The sequence below is a fragment of the Candidatus Accumulibacter similis genome, assembly GCA_013347225.1.
Taxonomy (GTDB): Bacteria; Pseudomonadota; Gammaproteobacteria; order Burkholderiales; family Rhodocyclaceae; genus Accumulibacter; species Accumulibacter similis.
The window spans coordinates 1946439-1973368 of the sequence record CP054595.1; the positions used below are offsets into that span (position 1 = coordinate 1946439).

General features: G+C 67.2%; 26 protein-coding genes. 11 read left to right on the forward strand and 15 right to left on the reverse strand.

Features of this window, described 5'->3' with window-relative positions:
• Positions 1-19: 19 nt before the first annotated feature.
• From HT579_09015 to HT579_09030, 4 genes are all read right to left on the reverse strand, one after another.
• Complete coding sequence (locus HT579_09015) at positions 20-1504, reverse strand: threonine synthase (protein QKS29033.1); 1485 nt, start codon at positions 1502-1504, stop codon at positions 20-22.
• A gap of 99 nt (positions 1505-1603) precedes the next feature.
• Positions 1604-2191: a GGDEF domain-containing protein gene (locus HT579_09020; GenBank protein QKS29034.1), complete on the reverse strand. Its 588-nt coding sequence runs from the start codon at positions 2189-2191 to the stop codon at positions 1604-1606.
• Positions 2192-2477: 286 nt separating this feature from the next.
• Positions 2478-3596 (reverse strand): hypothetical protein, encoded by a 1119-nt coding sequence (locus HT579_09025; GenBank protein QKS29035.1) that lies wholly within the window; start codon positions 3594-3596, stop codon positions 2478-2480.
• A 66-nt stretch (positions 3597-3662) separates the two neighbouring features.
• On the reverse strand, positions 3663-3965 hold the full coding sequence (locus tag HT579_09030) for a DUF2249 domain-containing protein (GenBank protein QKS29036.1): 303 nt from the start codon (positions 3963-3965) through the stop codon (positions 3663-3665).
• Between the two features lie 175 nt (positions 3966-4140).
• On the opposite strand from HT579_09030, the gene HT579_09035 reads away from it, so the two are divergent.
• Entirely contained in the window at positions 4141-4671 is a 531-nt protein-coding gene (locus HT579_09035) for a DUF2062 domain-containing protein (protein QKS29037.1), read from the forward strand.
• Positions 4672-4762: 91 nt separating this feature from the next.
• On the opposite strand, the gene HT579_09040 is transcribed toward HT579_09035, so the two are convergent.
• Entirely contained in the window at positions 4763-5371 is a 609-nt protein-coding gene (locus HT579_09040; protein QKS29038.1) for a hypothetical protein, read from the reverse strand.
• Positions 5372-6191: 820 nt separating this feature from the next.
• Here HT579_09040 and HT579_09045 point away from each other — a divergent pair.
• The gene (locus tag HT579_09045) at positions 6192-7073 is read left to right on the forward strand and encodes a DMT family transporter (GenBank protein QKS29039.1); all 882 of its coding nucleotides are present in this window, start codon (positions 6192-6194) and stop codon (positions 7071-7073) included.
• 142 nt (positions 7074-7215) lie between these two features.
• Here HT579_09045 and HT579_09050 read toward each other — a convergent pair whose 3' ends face one another.
• Positions 7216-8688: a patatin-like phospholipase family protein gene (locus HT579_09050; protein QKS29040.1), complete on the reverse strand. Its 1473-nt coding sequence runs from the start codon at positions 8686-8688 to the stop codon at positions 7216-7218.
• A 293-nt stretch (positions 8689-8981) separates the two neighbouring features.
• On the opposite strand from HT579_09050, the gene HT579_09055 reads away from it, so the two are divergent.
• Positions 8982-9560: a peroxidase-related enzyme gene (locus HT579_09055; protein ID QKS29041.1), complete on the forward strand. Its 579-nt coding sequence runs from the start codon at positions 8982-8984 to the stop codon at positions 9558-9560.
• A gap of 6 nt (positions 9561-9566) precedes the next feature.
• On the opposite strand, the gene HT579_09060 is transcribed toward HT579_09055, so the two are convergent.
• A complete protein-coding gene (locus HT579_09060; GenBank protein ID QKS29042.1) occupies positions 9567-10523 on the reverse strand; it encodes a DUF808 domain-containing protein in 957 nt (318 codons plus the stop codon).
• Between the two features lie 187 nt (positions 10524-10710).
• Here HT579_09060 and HT579_09065 point away from each other — a divergent pair, with 187 nt between their 5' ends.
• Positions 10711-11862 carry an alanine--glyoxylate aminotransferase family protein gene (locus HT579_09065; GenBank protein QKS29043.1) on the forward strand — a complete coding sequence of 384 codons (1152 nt, stop codon included), beginning with the start codon at positions 10711-10713 and terminating at the stop codon, positions 11860-11862.
• 37 nt (positions 11863-11899) lie between these two features.
• Here the strand turns inward: HT579_09065 and HT579_09070 are convergent, their stop codons facing one another.
• On the reverse strand, positions 11900-12142 hold the full coding sequence (locus HT579_09070; protein QKS29044.1) for a hypothetical protein: 243 nt from the start codon (positions 12140-12142) through the stop codon (positions 11900-11902).
• 225 nt (positions 12143-12367) lie between these two features.
• Between HT579_09070 and HT579_09075 the strand changes: the two genes are divergently transcribed.
• Positions 12368-14662 (forward strand): SUMF1/EgtB/PvdO family nonheme iron enzyme, encoded by a 2295-nt coding sequence (locus tag HT579_09075; protein ID QKS29045.1) that lies wholly within the window; start codon positions 12368-12370, stop codon positions 14660-14662.
• A 173-nt stretch (positions 14663-14835) separates the two neighbouring features.
• Here HT579_09075 and HT579_09080 read toward each other — a convergent pair whose 3' ends face one another.
• Entirely contained in the window at positions 14836-15360 is a 525-nt protein-coding gene (locus HT579_09080; GenBank protein ID QKS31583.1) for a lipocalin family protein, read from the reverse strand.
• 154 nt (positions 15361-15514) lie between these two features.
• Between HT579_09080 and thiS the strand changes: the two genes are divergently transcribed.
• From thiS to trmB, 3 genes are read left to right on the forward strand one after another with little or no spacing between them, the layout of a single operon-like run.
• Entirely contained in the window at positions 15515-15715 is a 201-nt protein-coding gene (gene thiS / locus HT579_09085) for a sulfur carrier protein ThiS (GenBank protein ID QKS29046.1), read from the forward strand.
• A 24-nt stretch (positions 15716-15739) separates the two neighbouring features.
• Complete coding sequence (locus HT579_09090; protein ID QKS29047.1) at positions 15740-16534, forward strand: thiazole synthase; 795 nt, start codon at positions 15740-15742, stop codon at positions 16532-16534.
• Positions 16535-16536: 2 nt separating this feature from the next.
• Positions 16537-17280: a tRNA (guanosine(46)-N7)-methyltransferase TrmB gene (gene trmB, locus HT579_09095; protein QKS29048.1), complete on the forward strand. Its 744-nt coding sequence runs from the start codon at positions 16537-16539 to the stop codon at positions 17278-17280.
• Here the strand turns inward: trmB and HT579_09100 are convergent.
• Positions 17239-17760, reverse strand: coding sequence for an energy transducer TonB (locus HT579_09100; protein QKS29049.1), 522 nt, complete (start codon positions 17758-17760; stop codon positions 17239-17241). The two genes, trmB and HT579_09100, sit on opposite strands and share 42 nt — an antisense overlap.
• A gap of 89 nt (positions 17761-17849) precedes the next feature.
• Between HT579_09100 and HT579_09105 the strand changes: the two genes are divergently transcribed.
• A complete protein-coding gene (locus tag HT579_09105; protein QKS29050.1) occupies positions 17850-19001 on the forward strand; it encodes an ankyrin repeat domain-containing protein in 1152 nt (383 codons plus the stop codon).
• Between the two features lie 38 nt (positions 19002-19039).
• Here HT579_09105 and HT579_09110 read toward each other — a convergent pair whose 3' ends face one another.
• The 5 genes from HT579_09110 to HT579_09130 are packed head-to-tail and all read right to left on the reverse strand — an operon-like array spanning position 19040 to position 23478.
• A complete protein-coding gene (locus HT579_09110) occupies positions 19040-20278 on the reverse strand; it encodes an oxygen-independent coproporphyrinogen III oxidase-like protein (protein QKS29051.1) in 1239 nt (412 codons plus the stop codon).
• Positions 20278-20865 carry an RdgB/HAM1 family non-canonical purine NTP pyrophosphatase gene (gene rdgB / locus HT579_09115; protein ID QKS29052.1) on the reverse strand — a complete coding sequence of 196 codons (588 nt, stop codon included), beginning with the start codon at positions 20863-20865 and terminating at the stop codon, positions 20278-20280. The genes HT579_09110 and rdgB overlap by 1 nt, the downstream gene beginning before the upstream one ends.
• The gene (gene rph, locus HT579_09120) at positions 20862-21590 is read right to left on the reverse strand and encodes a ribonuclease PH (protein ID QKS29053.1); all 729 of its coding nucleotides are present in this window, start codon (positions 21588-21590) and stop codon (positions 20862-20864) included. Before rph ends, rdgB begins: the two co-directional genes overlap by 4 nt.
• An 8-nt stretch (positions 21591-21598) precedes the next feature.
• A complete protein-coding gene (locus HT579_09125) occupies positions 21599-22522 on the reverse strand; it encodes a serine/threonine-protein phosphatase (GenBank protein ID QKS29054.1) in 924 nt (307 codons plus the stop codon).
• Positions 22519-23478 (reverse strand): serine/threonine protein kinase, encoded by a 960-nt coding sequence (locus HT579_09130; protein ID QKS31584.1) that lies wholly within the window; start codon positions 23476-23478, stop codon positions 22519-22521. Before HT579_09130 ends, HT579_09125 begins: the two co-directional genes overlap by 4 nt.
• Positions 23479-23581: 103 nt before the next feature.
• Here HT579_09130 and HT579_09135 point away from each other — a divergent pair, with 103 nt between their 5' ends.
• Entirely contained in the window at positions 23582-24448 is an 867-nt protein-coding gene (locus HT579_09135; GenBank protein QKS29055.1) for a YicC family protein, read from the forward strand.
• A 282-nt stretch (positions 24449-24730) separates the two neighbouring features.
• Positions 24731-26929: a thioredoxin domain-containing protein gene (locus tag HT579_09140; GenBank protein QKS29056.1), complete on the forward strand. Its 2199-nt coding sequence runs from the start codon at positions 24731-24733 to the stop codon at positions 26927-26929.
• Position 26930 lies beyond the last annotated feature (1 nt).

Below are 26930 nucleotides of genomic sequence, written 5' to 3' on the forward strand. Positions count from 1 at the left end.
AGCCACGATGGGCGGCAGTTCACGGCACGTGTTGCACGATGAAGCGCTGCACCTGATCAACACTGACGTCCATGATCTCAACGCGCTGCGGCAGCTTCTCCAGGCCTTCCATTGTGGCGGGTCGGTCGGGTGTGCGCCCCAGCGCTTCGACGATCGTTTCCTCGAACTTGGCCGGCAGCGCGGTCTCCAGTACCACCATCGGCATCTCCGCCGTGCGCCGCTCGCTGCCGACCTTGAGCCCGTCAGCGGTGTGCGGATCGATGATCAGACCGTAGCGATCATGGGTTCGGCGGATGGTCTCGAGGCGGTCGGCGTGCGTGCTGCGACCGGAAACGAAGCCGAAGTCGGGCAGACGGGCGAAGCAGCGTTCTGCCGACAGGTCGAAACTGTCGCCGCGATCGACCGCCGACCATAACCGGCGGATGACCTCCGGATCACGGCCAACCAGGTCGAAGGCGAAGCGCTCGAAGTTCGAAGCCTTCGAAATGTCCATCGAAGGGCTCGAGGTGGCTGCGGTCTCGCTGGTGGCGCGCGGGCGGTAGACGCCGCTGCGGAAGAACTCGTCGAGGACGTCGTTCTCGTTCGTTGCCAGGATCAGCCTGCCGATGGGCAGCCCCATCATGCGCGCGATGTGGCCAGCGCAGATGTTGCCGAAGTTGCCCGACGGGACGGCGAAGGCAACCTGTTGCCCTTCATTGCCGCCGGCCCCGCCGGTGGCCGCGAAGTACCCCTTGAAATAGTACACTACCTGCGCGGCGACGCGTGCCCAGTTGATCGAATTGACTGCACCGATGCGGTAGCGGGTCTTGAACGCGTGGTCGTTCGACACCGCCTTGACGATGTCCTGGGCGTCGTCGAAGGTGCCGCGGACGGCGATGTTGTAGATGTTGGGATCCTGCAGCGAGTACATCTGGGCGCGCTGGAAGGCACTCATTCGCTGGTGCGGCGAGAGCATGAACACCCGCACGCCGCGCTTGCCGCGCATCGCGTACTCGGCAGACGAACCGGTATCGCCCGAGGTGGCGCCGAGAATGTTGATCTCCTCGCCGTTGCGCGTCAGAACGTACTCGAAAAGATGGCCGAGCAACTGCATGGCCATGTCCTTGAAGGCCAGTGTCGGCCCATTGGACAGTTCGAGAATCGCCAGCCCGCCCTCACCACGTTCCGGCGCCGGTGGGTCAAGCCAGCGCAGCGGCGTGATCTCACTGGCGACCGAATCGTTGCGCCCGTTGCTGTAGATGGCAGCCGTGTAGGTCCTGTGGGTCAGGGTGCGCAGATCGTCTGGCGGAATGTCATCGATGAAGCGGGCCAGCACGGCGCAGGCGAGATCGGCATAGGACAGGCGACGCCAACGCGCAAGCTCGGACTGGTCGATCCGGGGATAGGTTTCCGGGAGATAGAGACCTCCGTCGGGAGCGAGGCCGCCAAGGAGGATTTCCGAGAACGTCGGCTTCGATGAACCCACGGTGCCGGTGGGCCGGGCACGAGTCGAGATGTAGCGCATGGTGATGAGAGTCGGCGGGATGCGGGCAGCTAAGAGAGTGCGCAGTCTAACATGCCGACCATCGCCCTGGCTCCGTGGGCGCTCGGTGTTGCCGCGGCGTCAGCCGCTGAAGACGCGGTTCTTGCCTGCCCGTTTGGCGGCATAGGTCGCCGCATCGGCACGCTCGATCGCCTCCCGGAACGACTCGCCGGACGCCTGCACGACGACGCCGGCACTGAAACTCAGGGTGACGCCACTGCCGCTGACGCGGGCGTCTGCGAGCTGGCGCTGAAAGCGGGTGAGGGCGGTCACCGCTTCTTCGAGTCCGGTGTCAGGCAGCATCAGGACGAACTCCTCGCCACCGAAACGGCCAAGGATGTCGGACGGTCGCAGCGCGGAGCGCAGGGTACGGACGAGATGAATCAGTGCCTCGTCACCCGCCTGATGACCCAGCGTGTCGTTCAGATGCTTGAAATCGTCGAGGTCGATCAGGGCCAGCGCGAGCGGGCTACCGCTGCGGCGGCTGCGGGCAGCCTCGCGGTCGTGCGCCTGGTCAAAGCCGCGGCGATTCAGGGCGCCGGTCAGCGTATCGGTAACCGCTGCTGCCTGTGCCGTGCGCAACGCGTGTTCGAGGTCCGCGATGCGCGCTTCGGCCGCCAGCAACTCGAGCATCGTCGCCTGCGGTGCAGCCATTCTGTTGCGACGCATCCGCCTGTGTTGCGCCCCGCCGTCTCCGACGGTGCTGAAGGCATGCACGTGGGCCGTCTGATGATCGGCGGGCAAGGCCGGGCGGCGGTGCAGTCGCCGTGATGCCTGGCGGGATGGATACAGTCGAGAAAGGTGGTCGTGCTTGAACATCGCTCGCTCCGTCACAGATTCTTCACCGTGTGGATCATATCCCTGCCAACGGACGCATTTCGCAGATCTTGAGACTTTTTTCACAAATACATTCGAGAACGTTGTTTTAATGCAGTAAACATGCCATTTCGGGTGGTCACTCGCGGTGTACCCAGAGGGCCTGCAGCAAAGTGCCGAGGAAATGCAGCAGTCCCAGCAACGCGGGCCACACGCCGGCGCCGACGCCGTTGCCGAGCAACGCCCCGGCGGCAAGAAAAAGCAGCGCCCGCTGCACGCCGCCGCGGCGTAACGCGACGTGCAGCCGGTCTCGTCGCGGCGTCCGCTTGCCGCGCAGCAGCCAGACCGGGAGCAGATGTGTCAGGGCACCGGTGACCAGGGGCAGGAGAAAGCCGGCGATGAAGGCGACGAGGCTGTCGCGGCCGTCGAGCGCTCCCACAGCGTGTCCGGCTCCCAAGCCAAGGAGCAGCAGAAACCCGGCCACGGCGCCGGACAGGGCGCTCGCCGCACCATCGCCGAACAGCCGGCGCCAGCCATGACGAGCGAGGCTGGCGTGCGCCAGGCTGAGGACGACGGCTGCCAGCAGAAGGGCGCCAGCCAGAGCCAGAGGCACCCAGACGGCAGCGCCGACAGCGATCATCAGGACGCCGCCAACGGCGGGCGGCAGGTTTCTCCGCAAGCGTGACGCGGCGGTGGCGTCGGCGCTGTTCATCACCGTCGGCAGCAGGACCGGCAGCGTGCCGAGCGCGGTCAGGCCAACGAAGCCGAGCACATTGAGGTGCAGATGGAGCAGGCGCAGTGCGTTGCGCGCCTGCGGCCAGCAGGCCATCGCCGGCACCAGCAGCAAAGCGATGCAGAGCAGGCTGATCGCTGTCAGGTACCAGCGCCAGCACGGGTGCGGCGTGCCGAGTGCGCGCCGCGCGCGCAGGATCATCCAGCCGGCGAGAGCCGCTGCTAGCACCAGCGTGCCGCTGGCAGCGGCCGACAAGGCGGCCGCCGGCGCTTCGCCAATGAAGCCGAGAAAGGCGAGGCCGCCGGCAAGCTGCAACAGGATCGGCGCCAGCAGCAGGTTTCGTGGTGCCCCACCGCTACGCGTCAGGACGGCTACGAAATGGGTGATGACGCCGAAGATCAGCGGCATGAGGCCGACCGTCAGCAGCAAGTGCGCGACTGCCGGCAGCGATGGCAGGCCGAGAGGCAGCCACACCAGCGCGGTGACGAAGGTCGCCAGGGCCGAGAGGCCGAGGTAGATCAGCAAGCGCCTATCCTGCGTAGCCGGGCGGCAGAGCGGTGGCCGGGCACGCTGTCCCCTTCGCCTGCAAGTTCAGCGCCCGGCAGCCAGGCGCCCGTTGGCAGATGACGGGCGTCCTCGGGCTGTGCGGCGGAAGTCGACGACGACAGCTCCGGGTTCCCGCTGCACGTAGCTGATCTGCAACGCATCACCATAGCGGATCTGGAGTTGCGCGAGCAGCGGCAGGGGGTCATGGTCGTTGCAGAAGCGCATGCTTTCTCCCGGCGTCAGGACGTCGAGAGCGCCGAAGATCGCGGCGTGGCGAAAACGTTTCGCGACGCCGCGAGCGTCGAAGGCGTGGATGGCATCGATACGGGGTTGCTCGCAGGCGTGCATGGTGCTTTCCGTCGGTGATGGGGGAATGGCCTGCGATTCTCCGCCCGCAGTCCGCCCCAGTCTTTGATCTGGGCCGGCAAACGAGTCCGCCCGGTCTGTCGCGGGCAGTCGCCGCTGGCCGCCCCGCATCCGCGCGGCGTGCCATCGCCGGGTACAGCCTGCGATAATGCCGGGTATGCGTCGCTTGCTGAAAAAGTACCTTCCTGACCACGAATCGATCCGCAACAATCGCTGGTTGCGTCCGTTCGAGTCGTGGCTGCTGCATCCGCGGCTGTGGCACCTCAACCGTCACTCGGCTGCCGGTGCGGTTGCCGTCGGCATGTTCTGCGGCCTGATTCCCGGTCCGTTGCAGATGATCGGGGCGGCGGCCAGCGCCTTGGTCCTGCGCGTCAACCTGCCGCTCGCACTGGTGGTGACGCTCTACACCAACCCGTTCACCATCGTGCCCCTGTACCTGGCGGCTTACCAGCTCGGTCGTCTGCTGATCGGCGACAGCGGCGGTTTCGTCGCCCCCCCAGCGTTCAGTGTTGGCGCCTTCACTGGCTGGGCGGAGGCGATGCAGGTGTGGATGCTGGCCGTTGCCAAGCCGCTGGCGGTCGGTCTGATTGCGCTCGCCAGCAGCCTCTCGGCGCTGGGCTTCGTGGTTACCAGCGCCGCCTGGCGTCTGTATCTGATCCGTGCATGGCGGCGGCGGCGTCCTTCCTGAAGCTGGCGCGCGTGTATCGTCGCCATGCCGGATGCTCTGTGCCGGGCCATTGCTGCGCCCGACCCGCGACGCCGGCGTAAGCGGCAGTGCATCACGGGTGAGCCTGCGAGATCTGCAGGGCAAAGGTCTTGACGCCGCGCAGGATCATCTCGATTGCCATCGCCACGAGTACCAGACCCATGAGCCGTTCCAGCGCGATCACGATGCGGTCGCCGGCGACGCGCTGAATGCGCTCGGCGAGTACGAGGATGATCGCGCTGACCGCCATCGTGATGCACAGGGCGCCGATCCATTCCAGCCGGCGATCGGGTGCCTGCGACACCAGCAGCAGAACGGTCGCGAGCGCCGACGGGCCGGCGATCGCCGGAACGGCGAGCGGCACGATCAGGGGTTCCCCTGCCGGGTCGACGGCATCGGACCCCGGCGGTGGAAAGATCATGCGCAGCGCGATCAGGAAGAGGATCACGCCGCCGCCGATCTGCAGCGAGATCTCGCTGAGATTCATCAGGCGCAGGAAAGCCTCGCCGACGAACATGAAGGTCAACAGGAGGACGAAAGCGATGAGAACCTCGCGCAGGATGACCAATGGCCGCCGGGCCGGCGCCACGTGCCGCAGCGCGTTGGCGAAGATGGGAATGTTGCCGATCGGGTCGGTGATGAGGATCAGCAGGATGGTGGCGGAGGCAAAGGTATAACTCATTCGTTCTCGCTTCGACTGGTGGCGGGCGCCGCGTGCTGGCGGCATTCGGCTGTCGCGGCCGGTCGTGTCGGGTGGCAGGCCCCGTGTTGCGGCCGGCCATTGGCAACGCCGGCAACTGCTGGTGGTCAAGCCGGGTCGCTGCGGTCGAACGGGGTTGGCTCGCGGGCCGGCAAGAATACCGCAAGGGCGCAGGATAGCAGGCATCCGACGGTTTACCCATTGCTGACCAGACGCCCGCAACGCCAGCAGGTGCGCCGCAGCCGTAGGCGGCGTGTGGTGGTGCGGCTGCCTGCCGCCGGGGTCATTGCCGACCGCCGGAAGCAAAGCCGCAAACCCCTGGGAATTCCAGCATGCGGGCATGATGGCAGGCGGGTGTTCGCGCCGTGGCGGACGCCGTGCCGGGGCCACCAGTCTTCGGTGACAGCCGCGGCCATCGTTGCCGCGGTGACCGCTGCCGGCAGTTCGCAACCGTGCACAGGGGCATGCGCGATGGCTCGATGATCGATGTCCCCCGCGGCAGGGAGGTGAGTCGGGTGTCTCCCCGCTGGCGTCGTCGCGGCGGGTGAGGCAGCGGGATTTGCTGGACAGCGGGCAGCGGCATGCCGTACGCTCGCGCCTTTTCGTCCCTTGGGGCTGGCCCCGTCGCGAGGTCGTGAGCGTCGCCGAAGGCGAACCTGGTCAGGGCGTGCCGAGCGCCGTCGCGCTTCGCCCGGATGCGGTCAGGGCTGCTTTTGCCTGTTGCGCCAGCGTTTGGCGGCAGGCCGATGCGAGTGGTCGGTCGCGGCGAAGGCAACGGGGTGTCTGTGGAGAGAGCGAACTGATGCGCATGCGCGACCTGTGCGACCTTGTCCTGCTGGCCGCTCTCTGGGGCGGCTCCTTCCTGTTCATGCGCTACGCGGCGCCGGCCTTTGGCCCGCTGCCGCTGATCTGGCTGCGTGTGGCGGTGGCAGCGGCCTGCCTGACGCCCTTGCTGATGTTGCGGCGGCAGGTCGGGGTGCTGCGCGAGCACGCGTTTGGCATCGTGGTCGTCGGGGTCTTCAGTTCGGCGCTACCCTTTGCGCTGATTGCCTGGGCGATGCTGTCGATCACCGCCGGCCTGGCGTCGATTCTCAATGCGACGGTACCGATCTTCACCGCGCTGATCGGCGCCGTGTGGTTGCGCGAGCGCCTCGGCACGACGCGCGCTGCCGGTCTGGTCGTCGGTTTCGTCGGCGTTCTCATGCTCGCTGCCGGCCAAGCCGACTTCAAGCCTGGCGGCAGCGGCTGGGCGATCCTGGCCATGCTGCTGGCGACATTGTCGTACGGCCTTGCCGCCCATCTGACGCGACGCCTTCTTGGCGAGGTGCCGGCGCTGGTCAGTGCCGCCGGCTCGCAGATCGCCGCCGCGATCGTCATGACCCCCCTCGCGCTCTGGTCCTGGCCGGCGGAATCGCCCGGTCACCTGGCGTGGTCGGCGGCCATCACGCTCGGTGTTGGCTGTACGGCTCTCGCCTTTCTCATCTTCTTCCGCCTGATCGCCAATGTCGGCGCCGCGCGTGCGGTGACCGTCACCTTCCTCATCCCGCTCTTTGGCGTCCTCTGGGGCAACATCATTCTCGGCGAACGCCTCGACGCCGGGATGCTGGTCGGTGGCGCCATCGTCGTGCTGGGGACGGCGCTGGCAACGGGGGTGCTGCGCTGGCCGTCCCGTCGCCGGGCGTGACCGGACATGCGATGTCGGCGCCCGGACTTGCCGGCAGCTGTCGGTCTTGCACCACCGCTGGCATCACGGCCGCGACCGGCAGTGGTTGCGCGTACTCCTCGGCGCCGTTGCGCGACGCCCCGGGGCGCACCCGCGAGCAGTCCTACTTCGCGCTCGTTGCCGCCGATGCCTGCGGCCGCTGCGGGTCCGCTACGATTCGCGCGCCGACGTCGCGCAGCAGGCGCTGGAATTCCGGCGAGTCCATGATGATCCGCCCCGCCGCTGCGCGCAGACGGTCGACGGCCTCGTCGGGCAGAACGAACGAAGTCGGCTGGGCGTTGAGATAAGCCAGTTCCTCCTTGTCCCGCAGTTCGGGAAAGGACACGTCGATGGCATAGATCTCGGCATCCGGAACGCGCAGCGCGGCGGCCACCGCGGGATCCTTGTTGGCCGCCATGGCCGACGACTTGCCGATCAGGCGCAAGGTATTCCAGCGCGCCGCCATGTCCCGCAACAGCTCGACGGCTTCATAGGAGTAGCGGTCTATCGGTACTCCGGCCGACTTGAGCAGGATGCTCACGGTGCCGGGCGGGCTTTCGGATTCGTCCCAGTGCGTCGGCGGCGAGGAGAGCGAGTTCACGATGAAGACGATGACCCGGCGGATGCCATCGAGCGGCGTTGGCGCGCCCGCCTCATGCAGCGCCTGCGAGATCTCGAGCGTGTCGAGGACGGCGCGCATGCCGACGTTGTCGGAGACGCCGCCGTCGACGAGATGCAGGTAGGGCCGATGGACGCCGTCGCCGAAGGCCTGCAGGTCACGCAGCGAGCGGATCGCCCGCGCCGCCGGTCGCGGCGGGTCGGCGGCGTCGGTGAACAGTTTCACCCAGGGCGGCAGGCGCGTATGACAGCTGCCGCCGTAGTTGTTGATCGTCACCGGCGAGAGGACCACCGGTACGGCCGATGATGCGGCGGCGGCGCGCGACAAGGGCACGGCATTGAGTTCCGAGCAGATGACGTCAAAGGTGTTCTGGTTGAAGACGAAACGGGCACCGGTCGAGATGTCGGTCGCTGAAGCCAGGATCAACGGCCCGCGGCCGCGGTCCAGATCGCCGAAGGTGGCTCCATGGAACAGGATCTCGTCGTACAGTTCGGCCGCCAACTCGGAACGACCCCAGCCCAGTGACCAGAGGTTGCCCCAATTCTTCGGGCTGAAGGTCCGGGCGACGATCTCGCCCTGCACGTCGCGCTTCAGAAAGCTCTGTTCGTACTCGGCGAACAGCCTGTCGCCGTAGAGGCCGTAGGCGAGCGCCGTGAAGCTGCCGCCCGAGACGCCGGTGATGACGTCCACGGTATCGAGCAGGCGCACAGTCCGGCCCCCCGGTCCCGCCACTTCGGTACGGCGAAGGAACTCGAGGACGCCGTAGGAAAACGCCGCGGCACGGGTGCCGCCACCCGAGAAGGCGAGAATGACCAGGTTCTCCTTTCCCTTTGTCTGCTGCGCGTGCCGCACCTGGAAACGGTATCCCGTATCCGGGTCCGCCTCGGCAAGCGGCGGATTCACCGGGCGGCTGGCACAACCGCCGAGCGCCAGAAGCATGAAGAGCAGGACAAGGGATCGCATGGGTGACGGAGTCATCGGTTCGGCCCGGCTGTTTGCACAAGGACGGCAGTCTAACCTGTTCCGCAGCCGCCGCAAGGCCATTTTCGGGTCGCCGATACGTGCCGCGGTTGCCGGCCTGGCCGGGCGGCCAAGGCCAGCCAGCGTGTGCCGGGGGCGAGCGGTTGCAGCGAACCGTGCTCGGCCGCCGGGCCTTGGCTGGCCGACGCGGCCAGGCGCTGACGCAGTCTTCCTGGCCGTCCTGTGTCACCTGACGGCGGTGGCCTTTGTGTATCATGTGGCGATTCGACCCCCTCACCGTGGAGATGGCCATGAACTCGTCGATCAGTCGCTTCCCCGTTCCCGCGCTCGATGAAATGCCGGCGGATGTGCGCAGCCGCATCCTGGAGGTACAGGAGAAGGCCGGTTTCGTTCCGAACGTCTTTCTCACGCTGGCACATCGCCCCGATGAGTTCCGCGCCTTCTTCGCCTACCACGACGCGCTGATGGAAAAGGAGAGCGGGCTCAGCAAGGCCGAGCGCGAGATGATCGTCGTCGCCACCAGCGGTGCCAACCAGTGCCAGTATTGCGTGGTCGCGCATGGCGCGATCCTGCGGGTGCGTGCGCGGAATCCGTTGCTGGCCGACCAGGTGGCGGTGAATTACCGCAAGGCAGACATCACGCCGCGGCAACGGGCGATGCTCGAGTTTTCGCTGAAAGTGGCGTTGCACTCGGCCGAAATCGGCGATGCAGACTTCGCGGCGTTGCGCGAGCACGGTTTTTCAGACCAGGACATCTGGGATGTCGGCGCGGTCGCAGCGTTCTTCGCGATGTCCAATCGTTTGGCCAACATGAGCTCGATGCGGCCGAACGAGGAGTTCTTCCTCATGGGCCGGTTGCCCAAAGGCTAGCCGGGTTCAGGCGGGCGGCGGCATCCTGCCGGCACGGGCGATCGCCGTCCGCGCGGCGGCGAGGGTTTTCAGCCCGAGCAACGCCAGGCTGCCGCCGCAGATGCCGACGAGGGCGTCGAGCAGGGCCGGCGTCAGCCGCTTGAGTATGCCGCCGACCAGCGCGACTTCACCCACCAGCGCGGCTGCATGCTCGATCGCGTGATGCAGCTGCGCGATGCCGTGCGTCAGGATGCCGCCGCCGACAAGGAACATCGCCGCCGTGCCGATCACCGTCAGTGCGCGCATCAGCCGCGGCGCTGCCAGCAGCAGGCCCTTGCCGATCGTCTGCGCCAGCACGCCAGGTCGCTTGAGCAGGTGCAAGCCGAGGTCGTCCAGTTTGACGATGCCGGCGACGATGCCGTAGACGCCGACGGTCATCAGCAGTCCGATTCCCGACAGCACTGCGACCTGTGTGGCGAACGGCTGTTCGGCGACGGTGCCGAGGGCGATGACGACGATCTCGGCGGAGAGGACGAAGTCCGTACGTATGGCGCCCTTGATCCGGTCTGCCTCGACAACCTGCAGGTCGGTCTCGCCGTCGGCGAGCGCCGCCAGTTCGGCGGCGCGGGCATCGTCCTCCGACGCCTTGTGCAACCATTTGTGCGCCAGTTTCTCGACTCCTTCGAGACACAGGTACAGACCGCCCAGCATGAGCAGCGGCGTAACCGCCCACGGCAGGAAGCGGCTGATCGCCAGGGCGGCTGGCACCAGGATCAGCTTGTTCTTCAGGGAACCGACGGCAACTGCCCAGACCACCGGCAGTTCGCGCTCGGCACGTACTCCGGAAACCTGCTGCGCGTTCAGCGCCAGGTCGTCGCCGAGAACACCGGCGGTTTTCTTCGCTGCCACCTTGGTCATCAGGGCGACATCGTCGAGGACGCTGGCAATGTCATCGATCAGGGCGAGCAGGCTGGCTCCGGCCATGGGCGTTTCCGGTGTGGTTGGCTGGGCCGTTGCTCTGGCGGCAGCGGCGCTGGGCGAATTCTAGAGGATTTGCGATTGCCCGGGGTGCCCGCGGGCGGTGACTAGCGCCGCGGACGGACTTGGCGTTATGCTCGCGCTCCTTCGTCAACTGCAACCGACAAACCCAACCAGAGAACTGGAGACAATCGTGCCCGCACTGCTGCCCCAACCCGATCCAGAGGGTCTGCTCGAATACTCGGTGGTCTATACCGATCGCTCCCTGAACCACATGTCGCAGCGTTTCCAGGGGGTCATGCGCGATATCGCGCGGATCCTCAAGACGGTCTACAACGGCACGACCGCGGTCGTCGTGCCCGGCAGCGGAACCTTCGGCATGGAGGCCGTCGCGCGCCAGTTTGCCACCGGTCGCAAGTGCCTGATCATCCGCAATGGCTGGTTCAGCTTCCGCTGGACGCAGATTCTCGACATCGGGCAGATTCCCTCGGCGAGCATCGTGCTCAAGGCACGGCGCGTCGGCGAGGAAAGGCACGCGCCGTTCGTTCCGCCGCCGATCGATGAGGTCGTCGCGCGCATTCTGGAAGAGAAGCCGGACCTCGTCTTCGCGCCGCATGTCGAAACCGCGTCGGGAATGATCCTTCCGGGCGACTACCTGCGCGCGGTCGGCGAGGCGGTGCGCGCCGTCGACGGCCTGTTCGTGCTTGATTGCGTGGCTTCCGGTGCGATCTGGGTTGACATGGTCGCGCACCACGTCGACATCCTGATCAGCGCGCCGCAAAAGGGCTGGAGCGGCATCCCCTGCTGTGCCCTGGTCGTGCTCGGCGAGCGCGCGCGCGCGCGCATCGACGCCACGAGCAGCAGCAGCTTCGCCTGTGACCTGAAGAAGTGGATGCAGATCATGGAGACCTACGAGAATGGTGGCCACGCCTACCACGCCACGATGCCGACGGACGCTCTGGCGGCGCTGCGCGACGTCATGCGCGAGACGGAGAACTACGGTTTCGAGCGCGTCCGCCAGGAGCAACAGGAGGTCGGCCTGCGGGTTCGCGCGCTGCTTGCCGGCAAGGGGTTCGCGAGCGTTGCCGCCGAGGGCTTCCAGGCGCCTGGTGTCGTCGTCAGCTACGCCGACGATCCCGAGATCCAGTCCGGCCGCCGCTTTGCGGCCATCGGTCTGCAGATTGCGGCCGGCGTGCCGCTGCAGTGCGACGAGCCGGCCGATTTCAGCACTTTCCGCATCGGCCTCTTCGGGCTTGAGAAGCTGCACAACCCCGACCGCACGGTACGCAATCTTGCCGATGCCCTCGAACTGCTGACTCGTCCGGAACCGACAGCGGTGGCCTGACGGTCGACCGACAGAGGTCGCTGTCGGTCGACCGTGCTCAGCGTGCAGCGAGCGGCAGCTTGATGCGCTGCAATCCGTGGCGCACTCGTTCCGCCAGGCGGATGGCTTCCGGATCATCGTACGGCCTGTGTGCCGTCCATTCGCAGAAGGATGCCATCAGCGCCGCTCGTTCGACAGAGAAGCGGGACGCCTCCAGTCCTTGCTCGATGATCGGGATGAGCGCGGCTGCGGCACGCAGGCGGTTGATTTCAGGTGTGGCGGGCGGAATCTGTCTGGACATGCAGCGATTCTAGCGACGGCCTGCCGGCGCAGCGAAGGACATTTTCCACATTCCCCGCGCGGGCAGCTTCGGGAGGGTGCGTACCGTGGCGGCGATTGGCGTCCGCCGGGGCTGGCCAGCCGTGGCCGACCTCCGTAGAATGGTGCCGGAGTGTTCGAGCAGCAGGTGAAATGGGATGAGCGGGCAGCAGGGGATCGAATCGCAGCCTGGCCAGCGGGCGCTGCGATGAGCGCCGAGCGGGAGACGCGGGGCGGGGTGGCCGGCGGGGGCCCTGCCGTCAGTGGCGGGCCTGCGGCGGATGGCGTCGTCAATCCCTATCCGGGTCTGGCCGCTTTCAGGCCCGAGGGGCACCGCTTCTTTTTCGGTCGCGAGCGCGACACGGAGCGCGTGCTCGAGCGGCTGGCTGCGAGCCGTCTGGTCAGTATCGTCGGCAGCTCGGGTGCGGGCAAGTCTTCCCTGGTTGCCGCCGGTGTCGTCGCCAGGCTGGCCGAGCGGCCAGGTGGTCTCGCTTACCTGCCATGCGAGCCGCAGTCGAACCCGTGCCGGCAACTGGCGGAACTGCTCGTGCGCTCGGGGCCACTGGCGGCTCGCGTCGAGTTGCGGGCCGCGCTGCTCGAGCACGAACTGGCGGACGCCAATGAGGAGCCTCTGGAGCGGGCGATCACGGTGGCGTTGCGGCAGATGCCGCAGCCGGCTCTGTTGCTGCTCGACCAGTTCGAGCAAGTGTTTACCTGCACCCCGCCGGCGAGTGCACGTCGTCTTCGCGTTCTGCTCGATTCGCTGCTGGCCATTGACACCCTGCACATCGTGCTGACCCTGCGCAGCGAGTTCACGGCGCGCCTGCTGGACTGGCTTGGCGAGGACCTTCTGCGTGCGTCGCTGCTGGTCCTCGGTCCGATCACCAGCGAGACGGCGCTGCGGGCGATCATCACTGGCCCGGCGGCCGCGCTGGGCGTGCCGGTGCAGCCGGATCTGCTGGCAGCACTGCTGCCGGCGGCAATCGCTGCCCGGGGAGCCCTGCCCCTGATCGCTCTGACCCTCGAGCGGCTCTACGAGCAGCGCGACGCTGAACAGGGACTGACGCTTGACGCCTATCAGCGAATCGGCGGCTTGGCGAGCGCCATCGGCAGTGTCGCCGCCGACATCGACAGACTGATCGAGGAGGACGGCGAGCTGGGCGCGGCGTGCCCGCGGCTGTTCGCCGAGCTGGCGACGGTGATCGACCAGGTGCCCACCCGCCGCATCTTCGACGTCGCCGCGCTGGGTGACGATCCGCCACTGGCGCGCCTGGTCGAACTGCTGCGCCGGCGGGGTTTCGTCGTCGATGGCGATGACCGCCACATCGAGCTGGCGCACGAGACGCTGCTCAGCCACTGGCCGCACCTGCGCCAGTGGTGTGCGCGCTATCGCGACAGCCTGGTGCTGCGGCGGCAGGTCAAGCAGGCCGCACGCGAATGGCGCCGGACCGCCGAGCAGAGCGACGGCGAGCAGGCCGCCGGCGGCAGCCTCGAGGGCAGCGCCGGGCGCTGGCGCTGGGAACAGCAGCGACCAGCCCTGCTGGCTCTGCACGAGCTTGCCCATCGTCCGCTGCCGCCAGCCGACGCCGACTTTCGTGATACCGGCATCGCCGTCTGGCGCGGACTCGCCGGTGGCATGGAGAAGTACCTGCACGCCTTCCTGCGGCCGGAACCGCTGATGCTCCTCGACGAGTTGGCGGTCGACGGCACGACGCATGAGCGCCGTGAGGAAATCGGCCTGCGCCTGAACCAGATGGGCGATCCGCGGCGCGGTGTCGGCCTTGCCGCCGACGGTCTACCCGACATCGCCTGGGTCGATGTCGCTGCCGGCGAGGTCGAGATCGAAAGGCTGGTGCAGCACCGCTTTGCGGTCGACCGCCTGAGCGTGGCGCGCTACCCGGTCACTTGGCAGCAGTACGGCGCCTTCATCACGGCCGCCGACGGCTATCATGACCGGCGCTGGTGGCACCGGCTCGTGCAGCGCAAGCAGCCCGGCGAGGCGCGTTGGTCTGGCAACAACCACCCGGCGATCAACGTCTGCTGGGCCGACGCGATCGCTTTCTGTCGCTGGCTCAACGCGCGCTGGTGCCTGGGGGGAGCGCTGGTGGTGCGCCTGCCGACCGAGTGGGAGTGGCAGTGGATTGCCCAGGGCGGTGCCAGTCACCACCGCTACCCGTGGGGCGACGACTGGCAGTCGGCGCGGGCGAACAGCCACGAGAGCGGTATCGGCCGTACCATAGCCGTCGGCATGTATCCGCTCGGTGCCGCGGCCGGCGGTGTCGACGATCTTGCCGGCAACGTTTGGGAATGGTGCCTGAACGAGTATGACGTGCCGAGCGACACGCAGGTCGGCGGCAATCGGCCACGCGCCCTGCGTGGCGGATCATGGCTCGATTTCCCGGGCGATCTGCGCTGCGGCAGGCGAGAGTCCTTCCCACCCGACGAACGCGACGGCGACATCGGCTTCCGGATCGTGCTGGCGCAACCGTTTGAGCCAGCCTAGCGCCGCTGACCGCGCTCGCCCGGCGGTCTCCGGCCTGTCGGTGGGCGATCGGCCGGTCGGGACGGCGGATGCGCGTCATCTCTCCGTCGTCGAGCGGCGAGCGGCAGGCAACGCCGGCCGGGCAGTCGAAAGGCACGCGCAGTCTGACCGCCGCCGCCGGTGGCTGGAGCATGTCAAGCGTCCGGCCGCTCCTGGCCAACCCAGATCAGACGACTGGTGTCAAAGCCGAGATCGCTTGCCTGCTCGATCAGCCGCTGGCGGAGCGCCGGCGGCAACTCGCGCTCGCGCGACAGGATCCAGAGATACTCGCGGCTCGGGCCGACGACCAGCGACCAGCGGTAGTCACGCTCGTCGAGGGCGACGATGTGGTAGCCGCCGTAGAAGGGTCCGAAGAACGAGACCTTGAGCGAGCCGACGCTGGCGTCGCCAAGCGGCAGCGCCCTGCCGATCGCCTCCTTCCAGCCGCGCTGCTCGGCGCTGTAGCCGCGATTGAGCACCTCGATACGGCCGTCGGGCAGCAGACGGTACTGTGCCGACACGTCGCTCAGGCCGCGTTCGAACGAATGGTCGAGGCGGGCGATCTCGTACCACTTGCCGAGGTAGCGATCGAGCTGGAAGTTGCTCACCGGCGCGATGCCGTCCGGGATGCCGGTGCAGCCGCCGAGCAGCAGCCCACAACAGAGAAGCAGGAGGCGCAGGAGGTGCACGATGTCGTCCCTGAAAGATGATGGCAGCCAGACAGCGGGTGCCGGCGATGGTTCAGGACGGTCATCGGCTGGCGGCGTTCGCCGGCCCCGGTCGACCGTGGGTCACGGCGGTTCCGCGCCGGCGGCGTGCTAGAATTCGCCCCCTATGGAACTTCTGATCAACGGCGAAAGCCGCAGCTTTCCCGCGTCGCTGACGGTCGCCGAACTCGTCCTTGCACTCGCGCACGGTGGCAAGCGGATTGCTGTCGAGCGCAACGGGGAGATCGTTCCGCGCGGCCTGCATGCCGAAACAGCGCTTGCCGATGGCGACCGGATCGAGATCGTGGTGGCCGTCGGCGGCGGCTGAGTCTCATCAACAAGCGAAAGACCCATGCACCCTTCACCCCACAGCCTGACGATCGCTGGCCGGACCTACCGCTCGCGTCTGCTCGTCGGTACCGGCAAGTACAAGGATTTTGCCGAGACGCGGGCAGCGATCGACGCCGCCGGCGCCGAGATCATCACCGTCGCCATCCGCCGCACCAACATCGGCCAGAATGCCGGTGAGCCGAACCTGCTCGACGTGCTGCCGCCGTCGCGTTTCACCATCCTGCCGAATACTGCCGGTTGCTACACGGCGGCTGATGCGGTGCGGACCCTGCGCCTCGCGCGCGAACTGCTCGATGGGCACGCGCTGTGCAAGCTCGAGGTCCTGGGTGATCCGGCGAGTCTCTTCCCGAACATGCCGGAGACGCTGCAGGCCGCACGGACGCTCGTCAGCGAGGGCTTCGAGGTGATGGTCTACTGTGCCGACGATCCGATCCAGGCGCGCATGCTCGAGGACATCGGTTGCGTCGCAGTGATGCCACTGGCGTCGTTGATCGGGTCCGGCATGGGGATCGTCAATCCCTGGAACCTGAGGCTGATCATCGACAATGCGCAGGTTCCCGTGCTGGTCGATGCCGGCGTCGGTACCGCATCGGATGCGGCGATCGCCATGGAACTCGGCTGTGACGGCGTGCTGATGAACACCGCCATTGCCCATGCGCGTGACCCGGTGCTGATGGCGAGTGCCATGAAGAAGGCGGTCGAGGCCGGGCGAGAGGCTTTCCTTGCCGGACGCATGGCCCGCAAGTACTACTCGGCGGATCCCTCGTCACCGACGACCGGGCTGATCGGCTCCTAGCCATGGCTGGTGGCGAGACGGTGGGTCGCGCCGGCGGCGCGGCGCACATCCGCAGTTTCGTGCGGCGGCAGGGACGGCTGTCGAATGCCCAGCAGCGCTACCATGAGCAGATGATGACGCGCATCGGCGTTCCCTATCGTGCGACCGCGGTCGACCTTGACCTGCTGTTCGGGCGGCAGGCCGCCCGCATCCTCGAGATCGGCTTCGGCATGGGCGAAACCTCGGCGGCGATTGCCGCAGCGCATCCGGAAACCGACTATCTCGGCGTCGAGGTCCATACGCCGGGAGTCGGCAGCCTGTGCAAGCTGGTCGCCGAGATGGGGCTGACGAACCTGCGCATCGTCCAGCACGACGCGGTCGAGGTGCTGCGCGACATGCTTCCGCCGGCCTCGCTGGACGGGGCACACATCTTCTTCCCGGATCCCTGGCCGAAGACGCGCCATCACAAGCGGCGTCTGCTGCAGCCGCCGTTCGTGGCGCTGCTCGTCAGTCGCCTGCGTCCCGGCGCCTACATCCACTGCGCCACCGATTGGGAGGACTACGCGCAGCAGATGCTGGCCGTCCTGTCGGCCGAGAGCCTGCTGGAGAATACCGCTGCCGGTTTCGCGCCGCGTCCCGCCCATCGTCAACCGACCCGGTTCGAGGAGCGTGGCCTGCGTCTCGGGCATGGCGTGTGGGATCTGCTGTTCCGCCGGCGGCAGGATTCACTGCAGGCGGAAGATCACCGGCAGGATCAACTCGCGTGACTGCGCCCAGTTGGCCCGACCCATGGCGTACGCCGCCTTCACCGCCGCCTGGTCGAGGATGGCGTGGCCACTGCTGGCAGCAATCTGGACGTCGACGATGCTGCCATCGTCGGCCAGCCGCAGGAGCACGCGGACCTCACCCTCGATGCCACGAGCGACGGCTTCGGGTGGATAGTAGAGGTGCTGCGAGAGTCTGCGTTGCGCTGCCTCGATCTGACGTCGGGCCACCGTCCTCGCCGTGGCCGCTGCCGCGGCCGTGGCCGGCCGCGGTGGTGGCGTGGCTGCCGTCGGCGACGGCTCGCTGGACAGCGTGTTCTTCAGCAGCGGCTCGTCGCTGGCGGGTCCCGCCCGGGTGAGCGGCGGCAGCCAAGCCTGCAGCCGCGGTGTCGGCGGTGGCCTGAATTCGACGACGTTCCACCACAGCACGGCGGCGTGCAGGAGGAGCGAGATGGCAAGGGCGGCAAGCAGCTGAAACGACATGAGCCTGACATTGTGAACCAAAATTGCCGCTGGCGACACCGCGAGATGCGGCTGCCTGGCGTGATCGAGATCGAGTGGAGGAATGGAACGTGCGTGAGCTCATCGGCAGGCCGGGTGCCTGTCTGCTGCTGATTTGCTGCCTGCTGGCTGCACCGGTCGCGGCGCAGGTGCCGACACCCGATCCGGTCAGCTTCGAGTTTGCGGTCGAGCGGGGCGACCTGCGGACGGTCCGGCGCTGGCTTGAGCAGGGACTGAATCCCGAATACGAGGCGGCGCACATCGGTACCGGACTGATGGTTGCTGCCTGGTACGGCAACATCGAGATGATGGCGCTGTTCGTCGAGCGCGGCGCCGATGTGCGGCGCGTCAATCGTCATGGTGAGCAGCCGTTGCAACTGGCGGCGTGGGGCGGCCATCTCGACGCGGTGCAGTGGCTGCTCGACCGTGGCGCTCCGCTCGATCGCCAGGGGAACCAGTGGAGCGCGCTGCACTATGCCGTGTTCAACGGCCATGGCAAGGTCGTCCGGGACCTCATGTCGCGGGGTGCGAACATCAACGCGCGGGCCCCGAACGGGGCGACGCCGCTGATGATGGCAGCGCGCGAAGGCCACCTCGACCTGGCGCGGGAACTGCTCGAAGCAGGGGCCAACGCGAGCCTGCAGAGCGACTGGGGCGACAACGCACTGACGATGGCGATGCGCTACAACCACCTGCGGCTGGCGAAGATGATTGCCTCGCCGGAGGAGTTCGCCGTGGCGGTCAAGGCGCCACCCGAGAGCTTTGGCGAGGCCAGCCGTTCGGCGGCGCTGCCGCCGACGGTCGAAGCGATCATGCGCGAGATCAGGGCGGCCGAAGCCGAGGGGCGGCCGAGCGAGGAACTGCACGCGCGGTTGCGGGCCGCGGTAAGCGAGCTGCGGCGAGCCAGTCCGCAGCCGCTGGTGCAGCGGCCGATGCCACGCCCCTACCAGCCGCGTTCGATGGTCATCACGGCGCGGCGTTCGCAGCCGGCCGCAGAACGCGTCCAGGTGGTGGTCGATGGTGCGCCGGCCGCAGCGGCGAGCACGTCGCCTGCGGTCGGCGGGAGGCTGGCAGGCGGGGCTGCGGTCGCGCGCGAGCGCAGCCTGGCGGCGGCCCGGGTTGCCGATCTGTCGCGGCAGATCCGCCTGCGCGAGGTGCAGGGATTGCCGGTCGACGAGCTGCAACAGCAACTGCAGCAGGCGGTCGAGGCGATGAAGCCGTAGCCGCTCCGGTCCTTCGCTGCGCCGGCGGGCGGCGATGATCAATCCCGGTCAACGAGGAAACGTTCGAGCAGCGGATTGAGAAAGCGTCGACCGCGATCGGTGGGGGCGACCCGTTGCCCGTGTCGTGCAAGCAGTCCTTCGCGCTCGGCCTGCAGCAGTTGCGGCTCGATGTGGCGCAGCGGCAGGGCGCAGCGCGACTCGAAGAGGGGTACGTCGAAGCCTTCGATCAGGCGCAGCGCATTGAGCATGAATTCGAAGGGCAGGTCGGCGGTGGCGACGGCGGACTCGTGCTGCACCGGCGTGCCGGCAGCGGCCTGCGCGAGATACTGCTCCGGTCGCCTCCAGCGCATCTGTCGCAGGATACGGTCGGGCAGGGTCAGCTTGCCGTGCGCGCCGGCGCCGATGCCCAGATAGTCACCGAAGTGCCAGTAGTTGAGGTTGTGCTGGCACTGGCGGCCCGGTTGCGCAAAGGCCGAGGTCTCGTAATGCCGGTAACCGGCTGTCGCCAGTCTGGCTTCGATCGCGTCCTGCATGTCCGCGCACAGATCGTCCGCCGGCAGCGCCGGCGGGCTGGCGGCGAAGGCGGTATTGGCTTCGATGCTCAGTTGATAGCACGAGAGGTGGGCCGGTGCGAACGACAATGCCGTCTCGATGTCCGCCAGCGCCTGTTCGAGGTCCTGCCCGGGCAGCCCGTACATCAGGTCGAGGTTCAGATTGTCGAAGTGACGGGCCGCCACCTCGATCGCCTGCCGTGCCTGGCGCTCGTCGTGGATGCGGCCGAGCGCCTGCAGGTGCTGCCGATTGAAACTCTGGATGCCGAGCGAAAGGCGGTTGACCCCGGCTGCCCTGAAGGCCGCGAACTTGCTGCTTTCCATCGTTCCGGGATTCGCCTCGAGCGTGATCTCGGCACCGGGCAACAGCGGCAGGCGACTGCGCACGGCTGCCAGCAACTCGTCGATCGCCTCGCCCGAGAGCAGGCTGGGCGTGCCGCCGCCGATGAAGATGCTGTCGACGCGGCGATCCCAGACCAGTGGCAGGGCCGACTCGAGATCGACGATCAGGGCTGCCAGATAGTCGTCCTGCGGCAGCGTCGCGGGCGCCGCCGCCGTCCCGCCGGTGGCCGACAGCGCATGCGAGTTGAAATCGCAGTACGGGCATTTCTGCACGCACCACGGAATATGGACGTAGAGCGACAGCGGCGGCTGGCGGCGAAACGCCTGCTGGCCGTGACCGACGGCGAGCACGGGAATGACGGTGCGCTCGCGCGTGGCGGGCATCAGCGCCGGTTCTGCAGGCGCTCGACGAGGCGGGCCAGAGCCTGGCCCCGGTGCGACCGGCGGTTCTTTTCGGCCGCGTCGAGTTCGGCGGCGGTGCGCTCGAGTTCGCGCAGGTAGAACACCGGGTCATAGCCGAAGCCATCGTCGCCCCGTGCCTGCGACAGAATCTCGCCCGCCCATTCGCCCTCGGCAATGATCGGTTGTGGGTCGTCGGCGTGGCGAACGAAGACGATCACCGAGACGAAGCGCGCGCTGCGCTGAGCGTTGTCGCCGAGTTCGGCGAGGAGCTTCTGGTTGTTGCGTGCATCCGATCGCGGCTCGCCGGCAAAGCGTGCGGAGTGCACACCGGGAGCCCCGCCGAAGGCGTCCACGCACAGTCCGGAGTCGTCGGCGAGCGCCGGCAGGCCGGTCATCCGCGAGGCGTGGCGGGCCTTGGCGAGGGCATTCTCGACGAAGGTGCAGTGTGGCTCCGCGGTTTCGGCAACGCCAAGCTGCCCCTGTGGCACGAGTTCCCAGCCGAGCGGCGCGAGGATCGCGTCGAGCTCGGCGAGTTTCTTGTTGTTGTTCGAGGCGAGGACAAGCTTCATGGCAGTTCCCGCTGGTCGAGAGCAGCCTTCTGCTGGGCAACAAGCTCGACGATGCCCCTTTCGGCGAGGTCGAGCAACTGGTTCATCTCGTCGCGCGAGAAGGGGTTGCCCTCGGCGGTTCCCTGAACCTCGACCAGGCCTCGCCTGCCGGTCATCACGACGTTCATGTCGGTCTCGCAGTTGGCGTCTTCGGCGTAGTCGAGATCGAGCACCGGTACGCCGCGGTAGATCCCCACCGATACCGCTGCGACGTGATCAAGGAGTGGATTGACGGCGATCCGGCCGCGAGCGAGCAATTGCTCACAGGCATCGTTGAGGGCCAGCCAGGCACCGGTGATCGCTGCGCAGCGGGTGCCGCCGTCGGCCTGCAGGACATCGCAATCGAGGGTGATCTGGCGTTCGCCAAGCGCCCGCAGATCGGTCACCGCGCGCAGTGCGCGGCCGACCAGCCGCTGGATCTCCTGCGTGCGGCCACTCTGCTTGCCCCTGGCCGCCTCGCGCCCGGTACGTGTGTGGGTCGAACGCGGCAACATCCCGTATTCGGCCGTTACCCAGCCCTGGCCGCTGCCGCGCAGGAATGGCGGCACACTGTCCTCGACGCTGGCGGTGCACAGGACTCGCGTCGCGCCGATCTCGATCAGCACCGACCCCTCGGCGTGACAGGTGAAACTGCGGGCAATTCGCACCGGACGGAGTTGTGACGGCTGTCGCTGGCTGGGGCGCATGCAGGCTCCTATTTCGAGTACTTCTGGATGGTCGAACGGATTTCTTCGATGGCGCGCTCGATCTCCTCGTCGCTGAGGTCCGTCTTGCGGTTCGGGTGGCGCCCGAACTCGTCCAGCCGGGTGGTCACGGTATCGCGCGGCATCGTCTTGGTCGACACCAGGCCACTGCTGCCAAGACCGCTGTCTTCGCTGTAGGTATCGCCCCAACGTACGGCAATGATCGAGAGATTGTCGGTAGTCGGACCGCCTCGCGTCTCGGCCTGGTTGAGCAGCGTCGGTACCGTCCGCATCAGGTCTGCGGACTTCAGCGCAACCGCCAGCATGTCTCCCGGAAAAGCGCTCCAGACGCCGTCGGTGCATAGGACGAGCACGTCACCAGCCTCGAGGGTGGCCTTGCGGGAGTATTCGATCTCCGGTGTCTGCTTGCCCCCCAGGCAGCCATAAATCTTGTTTCGTTCGGGATGGGCGATCATTTCCGTTTCGCTGATGACTCCCTGGTCGACCAGCATGCGGACGCGCGAATGGTCCCGGGTCTGCGCCAGAACCTTGCCGTTGCGGATCAGGTAGAGCCGTGAGTCCCCCGAGTGTGCCCAGTAGGCGACGTTGTTCTGGACGATGCAGGCGACGCAGGTGGTGCGCGGCGAGTCGAGCAGGTGGTGCTTGCCGGCAAAATCCAGAATCGCGTGATGGGCATTCTGCATGCCCTTCTGGAGAAACATGAAGGGGTCGCGGGCGCGCGGCTTGAACTCTCCCGGGAAGGCTTCGGTCATCGTCTGCACGGCGATCTGCGCCGCCACCTCGCCGTAATAGTGGCCTCCCATGCCGTCTGCGACGACCATCAGCAGGGCTTCGCGCGAATAGCAGTAGGCCACTCGATCCTCGTTGTTGGCGCGCTTGCCCGTCCGTGAATCCTGGTAGATGGTGAATTTCATTGGTCCCTTGTCTTCCTCAGCTTGCCCACGACCTGCCGCAGCAGACTGTCCTTCTGCTGCACGGAGGTCCGTTCGGGCGCGATGACGGGTTCGGTGAGTGCTTTCTGCAGCGCGAAAACGCTTTGCGGACGGTAGCCGTGGTTGAGGCTCAGGCACCAGTCGATCGTCTCGAGCAACTGATCCGAAAACAGGCCCTGCCAGCGAACCATGGCAGGGACCAGGCGATCCTTCTCCATGCGCTCGTCGGCCGGTTGCGGCGTGCTGCCCGAGATGCAGGCATACATCGATGCGCCGACGCTGTAGATGTCGCTCCACGGACCGAGGAGTTCGCGGCGGTTGTAGTGCTCGGGCGAGGCGAAGCCGGGTGTGTACATGGGCTTCAGCATCGGTGTGTCGGAGGCGAGGGTCTGTCTGGCGGCGCCGAAGTCGATCAGCACCGGGGTGTGGCTGTTGCGCATGTAGATGTTCGACGGCTTCAGGTCGAGGTGCAGCAGGCGGTGCGAATGCACCTCGCGCAGGCCGTTGAGCATCTTGGTGAACACGTTGCGCATGAAATTCTCCGTCACCACCGCCCGATTCTTCTGGATCAGGTCCTGCAGTGTGCGCCCGTGTTCGTACTCCATGACCATATAGACGGTATCATTGGCACGGAAAAAATTGAGCACCCTGATGACGTTGGGATGAGAGAGGCCGGCCAGTGCCCGTCCTTCCTCGAAGAAGCACTTCATGCCGTAGCGGAAGGCGGGTAGATGCTCCTCCGAAATTATCGGTGCCGTTTGTCCCTCGCTGCGCAGGGCCAGAGTGTTCGGCAGGTACTCCTTGATCGCGACGCGCTTCTGTTCACGGTCCGCAGCGACGTAAACGATCGAAAAGCCGCCCATCGAGAGCTGGTGTTCGATGCAGTATTCGTCGATCTTGAAACCGGCGGGAAGAGGTTGGTTCGCTTGTTGCGCCATCCGTGTCGGGGCTATCATTGGAGTTTCCGGCCATTTTCCGGGTTTTGGGGGTGCGCTGTAAAGCTGCCCACCGATTGATCACCGTCTGTATGCCAGGATTCGCATGATCTACAGCATGACCGGCTACGCCGCCAGGACCAGATCCGTCAAGGGGGGCACCCTGCACTTCGAGCTGAAGAGCGTCAACTCGCGCTACCTGGACGTCGTCTTCCGCGTCAGCGACGAGTTGCGTGTCGCCGAGGCGGCATTGCGCGAGTTGTTGGCCAACCGCATCAGTCGTGGCAAGGTCGAGTGCCGTGTCAGTTTCGTCTCGGCTGCCGGCGGTGGGCAGCAGCTCGGGCTCAACAACGAGGTGCTTGAACGCCTCAGGTGTTTCGACGAGCAGGTGCGCCGAAGCCTGCCGCTGGCAGCGCCACTGAGCGTGAGCGATGTCCTGCGCTGGCCCGGGATATTCGGCGAAGACGTGATCGACCTGGCGACCCTGATGCCGGCGTGCCTGGCACTCGCGGCCGAGTCGCTTGACGATTTCGCAGCCAGCCGGGCGCGCGAGGGGGAGAAACTGGCGGCGGTGATCCGCGAGCGGCTGGCCCGCATGCGCCTGCTGGTGCACGAGGTGGCGCCGCGCATCCCGGCCGCGCAGGCAGCATTCAACGACAAGCTGCGACAGCGTCTGCTCGACGCGGTGCAGGTCGTCGACGACGAACGAATCCGGCAGGAAGTCGCCGTGTTTGCCGCTCGCATCGACGTTGCCGAGGAACTCGCCCGACTGGCGACTCACCTCGACGAAGTCGAACGGGTCCTCGCGGCCGGCGGAGCGACCGGCAAGCGCCTCGATTTCCTGATGCAGGAACTCAATCGCGAGGCGAACACCCTCGGTTCGAAGTCGCTGGTGGCGGAGGTGTCGCAGACGGCCATCGAGTTCAAGCTGCTGATCGAGCAGATGCGGGAGCAGGTACAGAACCTCGAGTGAACTCTCGCTTCGGCAGCGCGAATCGGCTTTCGCCGGCGGCGGGCAAGCGGCCGGTGGCCGCTTGCCCGTCGCGCTGGCGCCAGTTGCTCTTGCTGCAGCGGGCGCAGCGGCAGCCCGATGCGGGCGTGGCGCGACAAATCGCTCGCCAGGACCGGCGACCGCAGTTGTGCCCGCCCGTTGTCAGCGGCCGACGAGGGTCCCGCCAACGGCTTTCGACACCGCTCCTGCGGGCCCGGACATCCGGCCGTGCGCAGGGGTCTGGCGCCTGATCTGGAGAGCCTCATGCAAGCTGCCGTGCTGCCCGGAAGCGAACCCTTTGCGCTGCCTCTGCAGCAGAGGCTGGCACGCGCGTTGGCCGGCATCGACCCGGCGCGTGCGCCGCGCACGCAGCACCGCGACGAGCAGGGCCGGCCCCGCTTCAGCAACCGGTTGCTGCTGGAGAGCAGCCCGTACCTGTTGCAGCACGCGCACAATCCGGTGAACTGGTTTCCGTGGGGCGACGAGGCCTTTGCTGAAGCGGCGCGTCTCGGTCGACCGGTATTCCTGTCGATCGGCTATTCGACCTGTCACTGGTGCCACGTCATGGAGAGCGAGTCGTTCGAGGACGAAGAAATCGCTGGCTTCCTGAACAGTCACTACGTCGCGGTCAAGGTCGATCGCGAAGAGCGGCCGGACATCGACGCAGTGTACATGAGCGCCGTGCAGCAACTTGCCGGCTCCGGTGGCTGGCCGATGAGCGTCTGGCTGAGCGCCGCACGCGAGCCCTTCTACGGTGGAACCTACTTCCCGCCGCGCGATGGCGAGCGTGGCGCGCGGCTTGGCTTCCTGTCACTCCTGCAGGCCCTGTCCGACATCTTCCAGCGCGATCCGCAGCGCGTGCGCCTGGCGTGCACCGCCATGGTGCAGGCGATTCGTCTCGACCTGCACGGCAGTCCCGCTTCGCCGGCGGCGGCCGGGGAGCCGCCGTTGCCGGGCCGCGATCTGGTCGACGCGACGGTTGAGCATTTCCGCCCGCTTTTCGACGAGGTCCACGGTGGTCTGCGCCGGTTGCCCAAGTTTCCTTCCCATCTCCCGTTGCGGCTGCTCCTGCGGCACCACCGGCGCAGCGGCGATGCCGGATCGCTGCGCATGGCGGTGCTCACCCTGGAGAGGATGGCGGCGGGTGGCCTCTACGATCAGCTGGCCGGTGGTTTTCACCGCTATTCGACCGACGGCGAGTGGCTGCTGCCGCACTTCGAGAAGATGCTCTACGACAATGCCCTGCTCGTCGTCGCCTACGCCGAGGCCTTCCAGCTCACGGGTCGCGCGGATTTCGCCCGCGTCGTACGGGAAACCTGCGACTACGTGCTGCGCGAGATGAGCGATGCCGGCGGCGGCTTCCACAGCGCAACCGACGCCGATTCGGAAGGCGTCGAGGGACGTTTCTTCGTCTGGAGCGAGAGCGAGATCCGTCACGAACTCGCTTCCCTTGGGGAGGCGACGACCCGCCGGTTCCTCGCGCATTACGGTGTTCGTCGTGGCGGCAACTGGGAGGGGAGCAACATCCTGCACGTTCCGCAGCCCGACGAGCAGGCCTGGGCAGCTCTCGCCGGTGCCCGTGCGCGGCTGCGAGAGGTGCGTGCCAGGCGTGTTCAGCCCCTGCGTGACGACAAGGTTCTGGCTTCCTGGAACGGCCTGATGATCTCGGCGCTGGCGCTGGCGGGGCGGATTCTCGACCACCACCCCTACGTGCTCGCCGCAGCTCGGGCGGCGGATTTTGCGCTGACCGGGCTGCGCGCTCCGGGCGGGCGGCTGCAGCGCTGCTACAAGGACGGGCAGGCGCGACAGGATGCCTTCCTCGACGACCACGCCTTTCTCGTCGCTGGCCTCATCGATCTCTACGAGGCGAGCTTCGATCCGCGCTACCTGCGCGAGGCGCTGCTGCTTGCCGACGCCACCGAGGTCCTGTTCGCCGATCCGGCCGGCGGCTGGTTCATGACCAGTCACGACCACGAGACCCTGATCGCGCGCGAGAAGCCTGCCCACGATGGCGCCGAGCCGTCAGGCACATCGGTTGCCCTCATGAATGTGCTGCGACTGGCAACCTTCACCGGCGCCGGTCACTGGCGGCGGATCGCCGAACGTGCCTTGCTCGCCCATGCGGCGGTTCTCACGGAGCGGCCGTTCAGCATGGGCGAGGCGCTGCTCGCGGTCGAGTTCCACGCCGCCACGGTGCTCGAGATCGTGGTCGTCTGGCCGGATGGCGCGGCGGCCACGGCGGCTCCGCTGCTCGACATCCTGCGGCGAACCTTTCTGCCGGCGCACGCGCTTGCCGGCGGTGCCGAGTCGGCGATCGATTCGCTCGCCGACCGTGTCCCCTTCGTGCGCGGCAGGCGTGCCCAGGGGAATCGCGCGACCGTGTATGTCTGCCAGCAGGGCAGCTGCGACCTGCCGCTGACCGATCCCACAGCCCTGGCAGCGCTGCTGCGCCGGGTTGCCTGAG

Excerpts from the sequence above, each read along its gene's own strand:
- HT579_09110 (QKS29051.1), bottom strand. The coding sequence starts at position 20,278 with ATGCCCGCCACGCGCGAGCGCACCGTCATTCCCGTGCTCGCCGTCGGT.
- HT579_09035 (QKS29037.1), top strand. The coding sequence starts at position 4,141 with ATGCGTCGCTTGCTGAAAAAGTACCTTCCTGACCACGAATCGATCCGC.
- HT579_09140 (QKS29056.1), top strand. The coding sequence starts at position 24,731 with ATGCAAGCTGCCGTGCTGCCCGGAAGCGAACCCTTTGCGCTGCCTCTG.
- HT579_09020 (QKS29034.1), bottom strand. The coding sequence starts at position 2,191 with ATGCGTCGCAACAGAATGGCTGCACCGCAGGCGACGATGCTCGAGTTG.
- HT579_09050 (QKS29040.1), bottom strand. The coding sequence starts at position 8,688 with ATGACTCCGTCACCCATGCGATCCCTTGTCCTGCTCTTCATGCTTCTG.
- HT579_09060 (QKS29042.1), bottom strand. The coding sequence starts at position 10,523 with ATGGCCGGAGCCAGCCTGCTCGCCCTGATCGATGACATTGCCAGCGTC.
- trmB (QKS29048.1), top strand. The coding sequence starts at position 16,537 with ATGGCTGGTGGCGAGACGGTGGGTCGCGCCGGCGGCGCGGCGCACATC.
- HT579_09100 (QKS29049.1), bottom strand. The coding sequence starts at position 17,760 with ATGTCGTTTCAGCTGCTTGCCGCCCTTGCCATCTCGCTCCTCCTGCAC.
- HT579_09045 (QKS29039.1), top strand. The coding sequence starts at position 6,192 with ATGCGCATGCGCGACCTGTGCGACCTTGTCCTGCTGGCCGCTCTCTGG.
- HT579_09070 (QKS29044.1), bottom strand. The coding sequence starts at position 12,142 with ATGTCCAGACAGATTCCGCCCGCCACACCTGAAATCAACCGCCTGCGT.
- HT579_09040 (QKS29038.1), bottom strand. The coding sequence starts at position 5,371 with ATGAGTTATACCTTTGCCTCCGCCACCATCCTGCTGATCCTCATCACC.
- HT579_09055 (QKS29041.1), top strand. The coding sequence starts at position 8,982 with ATGAACTCGTCGATCAGTCGCTTCCCCGTTCCCGCGCTCGATGAAATG.
- thiS (QKS29046.1), top strand. The coding sequence starts at position 15,515 with ATGGAACTTCTGATCAACGGCGAAAGCCGCAGCTTTCCCGCGTCGCTG.
- HT579_09135 (QKS29055.1), top strand. The coding sequence starts at position 23,582 with ATGATCTACAGCATGACCGGCTACGCCGCCAGGACCAGATCCGTCAAG.
- rph (QKS29053.1), bottom strand. The coding sequence starts at position 21,590 with ATGCGCCCCAGCCAGCGACAGCCGTCACAACTCCGTCCGGTGCGAATT.
- HT579_09090 (QKS29047.1), top strand. The coding sequence starts at position 15,740 with ATGCACCCTTCACCCCACAGCCTGACGATCGCTGGCCGGACCTACCGC.
- HT579_09075 (QKS29045.1), top strand. The coding sequence starts at position 12,368 with ATGAGCGCCGAGCGGGAGACGCGGGGCGGGGTGGCCGGCGGGGGCCCT.
- HT579_09130 (QKS31584.1), bottom strand. The coding sequence starts at position 23,478 with ATGGCGCAACAAGCGAACCAACCTCTTCCCGCCGGTTTCAAGATCGAC.
- HT579_09015 (QKS29033.1), bottom strand. The coding sequence starts at position 1,504 with ATGCGCTACATCTCGACTCGTGCCCGGCCCACCGGCACCGTGGGTTCA.
- rdgB (QKS29052.1), bottom strand. The coding sequence starts at position 20,865 with ATGAAGCTTGTCCTCGCCTCGAACAACAACAAGAAACTCGCCGAGCTC.
- HT579_09125 (QKS29054.1), bottom strand. The coding sequence starts at position 22,522 with ATGAAATTCACCATCTACCAGGATTCACGGACGGGCAAGCGCGCCAAC.
- HT579_09030 (QKS29036.1), bottom strand. The coding sequence starts at position 3,965 with ATGCACGCCTGCGAGCAACCCCGTATCGATGCCATCCACGCCTTCGAC.